At 45.0% G+C, this 10,711-nt stretch carries 10 protein-coding genes and 1 pseudogene; 1 reads left to right on the forward strand and 10 read right to left on the reverse strand.

Features of this window, described 5'->3' with window-relative positions:
- Nucleotides 1-258: 258 nt before the first annotated feature.
- Both ACFFJH_RS18375 and ACFFJH_RS18380 read right to left on the reverse strand, forming a co-directional pair.
- Nucleotides 259-1,491, reverse strand: coding sequence for a hypothetical protein (locus tag ACFFJH_RS18375; RefSeq protein WP_390214461.1), 1,233 nt, complete (start codon nucleotides 1,489-1,491; stop codon nucleotides 259-261).
- 564 nt (nucleotides 1,492-2,055) lie between these two features.
- Entirely contained in the window at nucleotides 2,056-2,445 is a 390-nt protein-coding gene (locus ACFFJH_RS18380) for a helix-turn-helix transcriptional regulator (RefSeq protein WP_390214463.1), read from the reverse strand.
- A 245-nt stretch (nucleotides 2,446-2,690) separates the two neighbouring features.
- On the opposite strand from ACFFJH_RS18380, the gene ACFFJH_RS18385 reads away from it, so the two are divergent.
- On the forward strand, nucleotides 2,691-3,473 hold the full coding sequence (locus tag ACFFJH_RS18385; RefSeq protein WP_390214465.1) for a DNA -binding domain-containing protein: 783 nt from the start codon (nucleotides 2,691-2,693) through the stop codon (nucleotides 3,471-3,473).
- A gap of 146 nt (nucleotides 3,474-3,619) precedes the next feature.
- On the opposite strand, the gene rng is transcribed toward ACFFJH_RS18385, so the two are convergent.
- The 8 genes and pseudogenes from rng to hemF all read right to left on the reverse strand — a co-directional run bounded on the left by rng (nucleotide 3,620) and on the right by hemF (nucleotide 10,469).
- Nucleotides 3,620-5,095, reverse strand: a complete 1,476-nt coding sequence (gene rng, locus ACFFJH_RS18390; protein ID WP_390214467.1) for a ribonuclease G — start codon at nucleotides 5,093-5,095, stop codon at nucleotides 3,620-3,622.
- Between the two features lie 77 nt (nucleotides 5,096-5,172).
- On the reverse strand, nucleotides 5,173-5,784 hold the full coding sequence (locus tag ACFFJH_RS18395) for a Maf family protein (RefSeq protein WP_390214469.1): 612 nt from the start codon (nucleotides 5,782-5,784) through the stop codon (nucleotides 5,173-5,175).
- Between the two features lie 39 nt (nucleotides 5,785-5,823).
- Nucleotides 5,824-5,907, reverse strand: a pseudogene (locus ACFFJH_RS18400) (23S rRNA (pseudouridine(1915)-N(3))-methyltransferase RlmH); the annotation flags it as partial.
- A gap of 32 nt (nucleotides 5,908-5,939) precedes the next feature.
- The gene (locus ACFFJH_RS18405; RefSeq protein ID WP_390214471.1) at nucleotides 5,940-7,358 is read right to left on the reverse strand and encodes an alpha/beta hydrolase; all 1,419 of its coding nucleotides are present in this window, start codon (nucleotides 7,356-7,358) and stop codon (nucleotides 5,940-5,942) included.
- Between the two features lie 57 nt (nucleotides 7,359-7,415).
- A complete protein-coding gene (gene rlmH, locus ACFFJH_RS18410; RefSeq protein WP_390214473.1) occupies nucleotides 7,416-7,886 on the reverse strand; it encodes a 23S rRNA (pseudouridine(1915)-N(3))-methyltransferase RlmH in 471 nt (156 codons plus the stop codon).
- A gap of 185 nt (nucleotides 7,887-8,071) precedes the next feature.
- Nucleotides 8,072-8,746, reverse strand: a complete 675-nt coding sequence (gene rsfS, locus ACFFJH_RS18415) for a ribosome silencing factor (protein WP_390214475.1) — start codon at nucleotides 8,744-8,746, stop codon at nucleotides 8,072-8,074.
- A 107-nt stretch (nucleotides 8,747-8,853) separates the two neighbouring features.
- Complete coding sequence (gene nadD, locus ACFFJH_RS18420; RefSeq protein ID WP_390214477.1) at nucleotides 8,854-9,579, reverse strand: nicotinate-nucleotide adenylyltransferase; 726 nt, start codon at nucleotides 9,577-9,579, stop codon at nucleotides 8,854-8,856.
- Entirely contained in the window at nucleotides 9,570-10,469 is a 900-nt protein-coding gene (hemF, locus tag ACFFJH_RS18425) for an oxygen-dependent coproporphyrinogen oxidase (protein WP_390214479.1), read from the reverse strand. Before hemF ends, nadD begins: the two co-directional genes overlap by 10 nt.
- Nucleotides 10,470-10,711 lie beyond the last annotated feature (242 nt).

Below are 10,711 nucleotides of genomic sequence, written 5' to 3' on the forward strand. Positions count from 1 at the left end.
TTCCCCATCTGCAAATCATGCTGTCTTGTTTCTAATTAAAAAGTATAGCCATTGGCTATCAGTTGAAATTGCGTTTCCAGCCCGAAATTAATATCAAAAAGTGTGTTTTTTGTTTGGATCTAGTTGGGTGATTTACGAAGGTGCGCGTTAGCCAAATCTAAACAAACTAAAGGCAATAGGCAGCTCGATTCCTGAAATAGCAATGTTTGTTCATTTCGTTGTGGAAGCACGCTTTTCGGCTGATGAGGGCGCTTTGCTTTAATCTACTAACTTCTGTAAGTCATGAATTTGAATTTTCTCTGTAGCGAGAGTCTGAGTCTTTTGCTGAATCGTTTCATCAAGGGCTATCTTTAATCGTTGTGTTATCGATTTAAAATTGTCTAGGCAAAAGGAGTCTGCTACGTGATCAGTAAGGGGGTGGTAATCACCCGGGTACACAATTATTTTATTCATCCAATTGGTACCAAGATTTCGGTGATCATTCCAGTTAATGTTGATGTCGATTCTTAGTTGCTTGAGAATTTTTAATCTCGCTGCAGAAAATGCTTTTTGATTTGCGATTTCGCTGGACTTGTTCAAAATAATGCAGTTCGCTAGAGACTTCCCATGTAGATATCCTTCGACAATATGCCTGATTGTTTTACTCAGTTTATTTAAATCGGCAGCATCAGGTTTGTCTTGGCGTAAACGCTCGTCCAACCTGAAGCACTTATTACGAATGTAAGTATCAAACAGCATTTTGTACGTTCCCATTTCATGCGCACATTCCCATGCACCGACATTTTTCAAGCGGAGTTTGGTTAGTTCTTCTGATGTAAGAGTTAACTCAATACGAATTAGGTTTTGTGCCGAATCGATTCTATTTTTCCGCAGTTCGATATTGCCGTTTTCAGGTATTTTGCTTGGTGGTGTAGAATAAATTCGAATAGACCAACCTCGCATTTTGACGTACGTGGTCTTACTATCCTTTGATCCGACTGAAGAACCTCCGTAGCGGTGATCATCTGATAGTGGAAAGAATTGAGTCAATCGTCTTTCTATAACGGCTATACATTCTTGTGCAGTGCATGTCTGTTGTTTTGGCACTAGATATGTAATGGTAGCGCTTTGCAACTCCAAATCTTTAACTGTGAGCAAATCAATATATTCTCGAATTACGCGATGTTCGGCGAGGAATAGCTTAAATAAGCCAAGTGCAGTAGAAGATGCAGCATAAACGCTATGCCCAAGTTCTGCATTCTGCCCCACAGTTGCATTTGGTATGTTGATATCTGCATTTAGAGCGATTGGTACACCATTTTGGTTAACCTTAACTTTAATCTGCATCTTGTTTTGAGTAAGTGGACTCTTCCAAGACTGCTTGGCCGCGAAAGGAATAATTGGACTCGCTTTGTTACGGTCTACCCGATATACATGTGGTGCTGGTATATGTTTTAATTGTTCCGTCTGTATCTTAGAGAGGTCTAGAGTTACCTTGAGTGAATCTGTCATATTCTTACTCTTTGTGATTAAGTGAAATGGATAATGGAAATACGGCCTATTCAAGGTTAGGAACGGTGCGGTCTCAGACTGATTACCGTTGGTGGTGACCAGTCTGAGATAAGCTGTCGTTACGTGATGGTCGTATGATGAAATTTGGTAGTATTACTAAACGGCAAAAATCATTCGCCATGAAGTTTCGAAAAAATGCTATCTGTATGATCTATAAGTGTAATCATCGGCTCTCTTGATACCTTTGGTGGATACTTGTTCATTAATACAGTCCCTCGTAATTGCGTAAATAACGAATCTCTATTCGTTACCAAAAATTGTGATTTACACTATTTGGGTATATTTATAGTGGTTGAAATGTGTGCCAAATATGTGCATTTTTCATTGAACAAATTAGGTTAAATTTCACAACTTAGTACCTAAAAGTTCAATGTTTCATTTGTCATTATTCGTCTATTGAATATCTTGGATTTTCGCCATGAAAAGGAATATGAATTGACGTCTTCTGTCCAAAGTTGAGTAAATTAAACGGAGAAGAGTTAATGCAATAATTCACTCTCAATATTAAAGATAAGTAGGTGCGGTGAGTGCTGTTACGAACTGTTCCAAGTCGATCAGATAATGCGATCTCGACATTAGTGTTTTCGCAGCAAGTGTTGCGTCGACCTCAGCGTCAATCCAAGCCACGGCCTTGTCGGAGATTTTTATTGGTTTTGGGAATCTTTTTAGCTTTACTTCACGCCATAGAGTACTGAGGGCAATTCCAGCTTTTTGCGCCGTTGGTTTTGCTCTGAGAACGGATCGATTCGGGTTTGCACGAGCAATATCAACTAACGCTTGGAATTCGGGCGGCAGTTGTGTGGCTGGCTCGTTAGTTGTGGAAATGCCTGATGCGCTGTCCGTTGATGTGTATTGAGTCTTAAAACCAGTTACTTTTAATGTGTTGAATGACATGATGTGCTCCATGTGGATTGATGTGGATGTGTCGCGACAGGGAGAATCTTCTCATAAAAAAGTTGTTAAATGTGCATTTAAATTGACTCTAGCTATTCTTTAGATACGTGTACTTTAATCGTATATGGTTATATCTATATAGGTTATCGCTAAGGCTATTTGTGGTACCTTAGAGCGATTCGAATCATGAAATATGTGAATGTGTTTCTTCGTTGAAATTTTTGATAAATTCTACGGATTGTGAAATGACAAAGAAATTAAGTGGAAGTGTCCCTTCCTCTCCCAAATTGGAGAGTGCGATTCATTCGGATGACAGCTTTTCAGGGAGTAACGATTTACTCTATGTAGGTCATGAGAATTGGTCGCACCGGCGATGGGCGTGGGAGTTTTTAAGACGAAATTCTGAGTATGCAAAGTCACCAACTGAATTGCATGAAAGCATGTCCGCTAGAGCTAGACGCTTTGGACGAGTGGAATACAAACTTCCTGATTCAGAATATGGCCTTGATGATGAGTCTCGATTATGGCTTGCTGAAATTGTGGATGATTTCTATGTCTGTAAAACAGATAAACGTAGGGAGGCGTCAAGGCTTAGTCTCAAGAATGAAGATGCGTTTATTATTATCAATCTTGAAAAAACAGTTAAAACTGGGCGAACAGCCATCAATTCGATACTATCCGATCTAAAAGGTAAGCTTAACAACGCGCTCGATCAGATAGAGAAAGAACGAGAAGCACTGGACATGCGTGGACCTAAAATTGTCAAGCCACGTCGTCACTTACTAATTCATCGTTTAAAACTTTTTGATGCATATTCGTGTGGGGCGTCAGAAGAGCAGATTATTAGGATGATCACTAAAAAGGCACCTCCAACTGGTGAAAAGTTGAAGGCGATTCGCGCAAGAATCAAGCGAACTATGTTGCATGCTGTAGAAATGGTAAATGGCGGCTACCTTTCATTGGTGCCGCTGGACTACATACAAAATAAATCAAAAGCCAAAAAGGCTAAAGTTAAGAAGCCAAAATAGGTTGAAAGATTTACTCCATTCGAAGTCCATGCATACCTTGTTTTGATTCATTTAGTTGCAGGTTTGGTTTGTAGCTAGATGCGTAGCTAATCACACATTATCACGACAATTTGTTTTCAACTAATTGATTTTAAAGAATAAAATTTTCACATTAAAATAATATCGTACTGCTCCTGATGAAACACATTCTCCACCTGCAGTGAAATTGGCTTGCCAATGAAATCACCGAGCATCGCTAAGTGCTGCGACTCTTCTTCCAAAAACATATCAACCACCACTTGCGAAGCCATGATGCGGAATTCTCTTGGATTGAATTGTTTCGCTTCGCGTAAGAGTTCGCGCAGGATTTCGTAGCAGATGGTGCGGGCGGTTTTGACTTGGCCTTTGCCGCTGCAAGCGGGGCAAGGTTCGCATAAAACATGGGCTAGTGATTCGCGCGTGCGTTTGCGGGTGACTTCGACTAAGCCTAGTGCGGAGAAAGTGGAGACCGAGAGTTTGGTGCGGTCGCGTGACAGGGCTTTGTTGAGTTCGGCTAGAACGGCGTCTTTGTGTTCCTGACTTTCCATGTCGATTAAGTCGAGGATGATAATGCCGCCCAAGTTGCGCAGGCGCAGTTGGCGGGCGATGGCGATGGCTGCCTCGAGATTAGTTTTGAAAATCGTATCGTCAAAATTGCGGCCTGCGACAAAGCTGCCGGTATTCACGTCGATGGTGGTCATGGCCTCGGTTTGATCGACGATTAAGTAGCCACCAGATTTGAGATTGACGCGACGACCGAGCGCACGTTCGATTTCTTCTTCGACGCCGTAGAGATCAAATAGTGGTCGTTCGCCAGTGTAGTGCTGTAATTTGGGGAGGACAGAGGGCGTATAGGTGCGACAGAATTCTTTTAGCATTAAGAAATTTTCGCGTGAATCGATTTGTATGCTGCTCGTCTCTTCGTTGACGAAATCGCGCAGTACACGTTGCGCTAAATTTAAGTCTTGGTGTAATAAGCTGCAAGGTGGTTTGGTCTTTGCTAACTTGGAAATCGTAGACCAGGTGCGGCGTAAGTATTCGATGTCGGCGCGCAAGTCGTCGACTGAGGCGTCTTCTGCCATAGTGCGTACGATGAAGCCGCCTTTTTCATCTTCTAACATTAAGCCTTGCACTTTGGTGCGCAAGGCTTCGCGTTCCTCTTCGTTTTCGATTCTTTGTGAGATACCGATGTGAGAGTCTTGCGGTAAAAATACCAACATGCGTCCAGCAATCGAGATTTGTGTCGAGAGTCGCGCGCCTTTAGTGCCGATCGGGTCTTTGACCACTTGCACGGTGACAGATTGGCCGTCGTATAGCAGTTTTTCAATTGGAGTGAGTGGTACGTTATTGGGATTGCCCTCGTTGTTTTGGGGGCGAGCATCCCAGATATCGGCCACGTGCAAGAAGGCTGCTCGCTCTAGGCCTATATCGATAAAAGCCGATTGCATGCCGGGCAAAACACGTACGACTTTACCTAAATAAATATTACCAACTAGACCGCGCGATAGTGTGCGCTCTATGTGTAGCTCTTGTACCGCTCCCTGAAAAATTAGGGCTACACGGGTTTCTTGCGGCGTGACGTTGATTAATAGACTTTCGCTCATGGCTAGGTTTCCGTTAAATTTTTAAATCGAATCTTGTAAGCAGTGCCGGTTTTATTGTTGTAGTTGAGGACTGCGCTTTAGTGTGAGTTTAAGCGAGCTAATAGGTCGGTGGTCTCGTATAAAGGAAGACCCATGATGCCCGAATAGCTGCCATTGATGTGGCTGATAAACCGTGCGGCCATACCTTGTATGCCGTAACCGCCGGCTTTGTCATACGGTTCAGCGCTATCGCAATAGGCGGCGATTTGCGCGTCGTTCAATGGTGCGAATGTCACTTCGGATTTTTGCGTGCATTGCAAAAGTTGGTGTTGGAATTGGATGGCGATGCTAGTCAATACGTGATGCGTATTTCCTGCCAATTTGCTGAGCATGCTGATTGCTTCGTTGCGATTGGCGGGTTTGCCTAAAATCTCTTGCCCGATAACGACTGTGGTATCAGCCGCTAGGACTGGCAGCGGGAACAATCGACGAGCTAGCACCGCATCCCAAGCGGCTTGCGCTTTTTCTTGGGTGACACGGGCGACATAGGCATCAGGTAACTCACCCGGTAGTACGATCTCAGTGACATCGGGCCCGCGCGGTGGTGCGTCACGTAGCAACAGAACTTCAAAGTCGATGCCGACTTGGCGCAGGAGTTCGCGTCGGCGTGGGCTTTTGGAGGCGAGATAAATTTTTCGGTGTTGCGACATAGCTAAAATCCTGAAGCAGGGCACGGTCGCACTATTTTTTTACCTTTTTACCTGACGGTAAGGGTGCTTCTGCGTAATCGACCAAGCGTGATAGAGTTGTTCTGCTAATAATACACGCACCATGCGAAGCAGAAAAGGAAAACAAAGGGTGTTTGTTACCATTTCAGTTGTTCGATAAAACTCGTCAACTCAGAACTAATGCGTTGGCGGTCAAGAGGGTTTTTAAAGACAAAGAAATGTCCACCTTGTTCAAAGCTAATAAGGCGATTGGGGATCTGGAAACCGCTTAATTTGTTCGCAAAGTCCTGTGCATCTTGGTAAGGGCACATTTCATCATCTTTGCTATGGAATAGAATTTGTGGTGGGCTACTCTGATTGATCATGCGCAGCGGTGATAGTTGTTTAGTGTCGCGTAAGGGGCCAACGACGCTGTTATACCATGTGTCTTTCGACGGATCAAAACCGCCAGAAATATAAGCTGCGGCCTTGACTTTGGCGTGATTCAGCACAGCCATTTGGGATGCTAATGCGCCACCGCTAGAAAAGCCTCCGACCATCAAGTGATCGGGTTGAATGTGGAGTTCTTCACTATGCGCAATGATCCAATCGATAGCGCGTTCTGCGTCGGCCAAAGCGTTGAGTGGCGTTCCGTCAAATCGTTGCGAAGTGCGATATTCGACTTGTACCACGACAAAACCGAGATTTTGTAAGGCGCGGCAGACGACGGGGCAGTAACTCCAATGTCCAGTGCTCCATGAGCCACCATGAAACCAAATGAATACCGGCGCCCGTTTGACCTTGTCTTTTGCAGGGAAAACATGGAGTTGTAGATCGACATCTTCGACGGTTTGATAGGTGTAGGCGACGTGGTCTTTCGGCGCTTGTAATTCTTGTTCATACGCTGCGCGAAATTTTGCGATTTGTGCGGGATCGACGCCGTTACTTTCTGCAACAAAAATTTGCGGCAAGATGTTTTTGGCACCATTGTCGTCTATGTGTTCAGCAAGTAGCCTATTCATGAAAAATGCTTTTACTTTGCGGTTGTTGCTCGCCGCTTCGAGTGCATTAAAGTTTGCGCGTAACCAGCGATTGTCGCCTCGTAATAGTGCAGGATCTTGTTTTATTTCTTGTCCTGCCGCATCGTGCATCCATGCTTGAATTAACTGTTGAAAATTGTCTTGTTCGATATTTTTTTCATCATCAAATTGAATTGACTTAATGGCGTCACGTTTAGCCTGCCAATCTAGAGCGACAGGCTCTCCCGTTTCACGTTGATGAAAATAGGGATAGTTGATCAAACCAGCAGCCCATTGCCACTGAATATTTTGCATTGCAGTGCTGCGCTCACTGTCTGTTAATGTGGGGGAAATGAGGGCATCTTGTTGCTGTCGGCGTTCAGTCCATAGCTTGTTGAACTGCGCGGGTTTTTCATGTACGAGTCGTATCATTCCTCGCATGCTGAGATCAAGTTTTTCCTTGACCGGTGCTTCTTGCGCGGACATCGCAGAAGAAGATAAGGAAAGCAAAGCGAGCCAAAGACTCGCCAACGAAATCACAGAACGAAACGGGCGCATAGTAAGTATCCTCGATCGAAAAACGTCAAAAGAAATCGAGCGTGGTAAGGGAGTTGGTTAGACCCGATGATAAGGATGATTCTGTGTGATAGACCAAGCGCGATAGAGTTGTTCTGCTAATAATACACGCACCATGCCATGTGGCAAAGTTAAACTCGAGATGCGGATCAAACCGTCGGCTTTTGCTTTAAATTCTGCGTCTAATCCGTCCGCGCCGCCGATCACAAACACCACATCACGCCCATCTTGCTGCCAATCGGTCAGTTGTTTGGCCAGACCAATTGAAGTGAGATCTTTGCCGCGTTCATCGAGCGCGATGATGCGGGCGTTTTTGGGAATGACGGCTTCGATTTTTTCTTTTTCTAAGGCCATTACTGTTTCGGCGGTTTTGCTACCTGAGCGCTCGATAGGCTTGATTTCCTTGAGATGAATCCGCGCTTCGGGTGGCATCCGCTTGGCGTATTCTTGAAAGCCAGTTTCTATCCAAGATGGCATTTTGTGTCCGACGGCGGCGATGATGAGTTGCATGATGATGGTCTGTTGGCTCTGATGTTGGAGATTATACTGGTAGTGCTTCGCGTCTTGTCGTTTCTCAAGGTGCAAACCGACGTTGAAAATGCATGTTCGATCGACAAACCACAGCACTAATAATAAAAAAGGAGAAAGTCCCCAAGAGACTTTCTCCTCTAATCCAACAGAATCCTGCTGAAAATTTACTCAGCAGTCTTACGACGTGTAGTCGCTTTCTTCGCTGCTGCTTCTTTCGATGATGCGGTCGCGGTTTTGGTCGCTGCGACTTTTACGCGACCGCCAGATGGGATCTTCGGCGTTGCGGATGTTGCGCGTGGCTTCCGAGTTGGCTTTTCACCCGCCAACTCAGCAGCCACTTTGCTCATGCGTGGTTTGCGTTTTGGCTTTTCGTCTTCTACCGTCGTTTGAATCGCCATCATATCGGGCGTTACTTCGACTGGTGCAGCTTTAGAACGTGACCGTTTTGGTTTTTCTTCATCTAAAGGACCAGCGGTCATTTTGCTCGCAGTACGTTTGGCTGCGCCCATTTTGACTTCTTTGCCGCCCCAGAGTTCTTCTAAGCGATAGTAGGCACGGATCGCTGGTTGCATGATGTGAACCACCATATCACCTAAATCGACCAACACCCATTCACCTGTACCTTCGCCTTCCATACCTACGATTTCGCCGCCGTTTTCTTTGACCTTGTCGCGTACCGAAGCAGCAAGTGCTTTAGTTTGGCGATTAGACGTACCTGATACCACGCAAACGCGGTCGAACAAGCTGGTGATTTCGGTGGTGTCGAAGATTTGTATGTCTTGACCCTTAACGTCTTCTAATGCGTCGAAGACCAATGTTTGCAATTTTTTGATATCCATAATGTCCTATCTATCTTAATTTCTTATCATCCTGATTGCTGCGTCACTACTAGCACTGTTAGCATTACTAGGTAGTTACTGCATTTATTCAGCTTAATCGTTTTGCGCTAATTGTAAATGTGATGCACTTGAAGGTAGTCTAACACCTTGCGTGGAATAAGCGAGGTGGTTTCCTTGGTTTGCCCTTGTTGCTGCAATTCGTCGCGAATTCGTGTTGCAGAAATATCCCAAGCCAGATCAGTTTCTAGCCAAGTTTTACCAAAAGAGCATTGTTTTAGATCTTCAATAGCGCCATTTGCTTGCTGCCAGAGCACGGCAAATTCTCGGGGTAATGTGTCGAGTTGCAAGCTGTAGCCTGGTCTTGCGGCAACGACGATATGTGCTAATTTAAAAATTTGTTGCCAGTTTTTCCACGTTGCGAAATTGTGAAATTGGTCGGCACCAATGAGTAAAATAAGCGCGATCTCCTCATTTGACTGAGCATTACCCCATTGAGATCGCATGTTAGTTAAGGTATCCACCGTGTAGCTAGGAATCTGCCCCGCGGCACGTTCTACCTCTTGTTGGTCGATGCTGAAGGGCACCGATAATTGCTCATCAAATGCCAATTCCAACATCTTAATTCTTTGTTCTGCTGTCGCCTTTAATTGGGCTTTTTGCCAAGGCTGTCCCGCAGGTACTAAGCGGACTTCATCAACTTCAAGCCGTCTAGCGAAATGCTGTACCAGCGCGACATGTCCCTGATGAACCGGATCAAAACTACCGCCAAACACCAGCACCGAGCGCCTGACTGTGGTGGCTGCAGCATTTGCGAAAACGGATTTTACACCCATTCCTTGTGTACCAAAAAATCCGTCGCTAATTTTGCTTCTGCGCTACCCGCCTCAGGCTTCCAATCGTAGCGCCATTTCACAATCGGCGGCATAGACATCAAGATGGATTCAGTACGACCACCTGATTGCAGACCAAAGAGAGTACCGCGATCAAATACCAAATTAAATTCTACATAACGCCCGCGACGATAGGCTTGGAAATCGCGTTCGGTTTCGCCGTAGCTGATATCTTTGCGACGTTCCAGAATCGGGCGATAGGCTTTCAAAAAGCCATCACCAACGCTCTTGGTCATCGCGAAACTTTGTTCGAACGATTGCTCATTGAAATCATCAAAGAAAATACCTCCCACGCCGCGCGCTTCTTTGCGATGCTTGAGATAGAAATATTCATCACACCATTTTTTTAAACGCGGATGCAAATCCGCACCGAATGGAGTTAAGGCATCTTTGCAAGTTTGATGAAAATGCTTGGCATCATCTTCAAAGCCATAATACGGCGTTAAATCCATCCCCCCACCAAACCACCATACCGGATCCTGTCCTTCAGCATAAGTGGTGAAAAAGCGCACATTCATGTGAACCGTCGGTGCGTAAGGATTACGTGGATGCAGCACTAAAGACACGCCCATCGCTTCCCAACGGCGGCCTGCTAATTCTGGACGACTTGCAGCGGCAGATGGAGGTAGATTTTTGCCCATTACATGCGAAAAATTCACCCCACCACGTTCAAATACATTGCCTTCCTCGATCACGCGCGAAATCCCGCCACCGCCTTCTGGACGGTCCCAGCTATCGGTAATAAAACGGCAGCCATCGACTTCTTCCATCGCAGCGACGATGGAAGCTTGTAGGCCTAGTAAATAGTCTTTAACGGAATTAGCGTCGGTCATGATCTGTCAAAAATTTTTATAGATTTTCCTGCATTGGTGATTGGAGGAAAGCTGGAATATCGCGATATGAAGTAAATAAAACCGAGAGTAATTTAGCGTCATCCCTGCGAAGGCACACTGCTGTCCGGAATAATTTTCTTGACAGTTTCATGTAAATAATTGTGTTTGAAGTTGTTTCATTATTTCCTCCTTTTGTCGTCGTTTTCGTTCTCGATGTTCGTCTAAACCTTTACACTGAAACA

Origin of the sequence: Affinundibacterium danionis, from assembly GCF_042432465.1 — a bacterium.
Taxonomy (GTDB): domain Bacteria; phylum Pseudomonadota; class Gammaproteobacteria; order Burkholderiales; family Burkholderiaceae_D; genus Undibacterium; species Undibacterium danionis.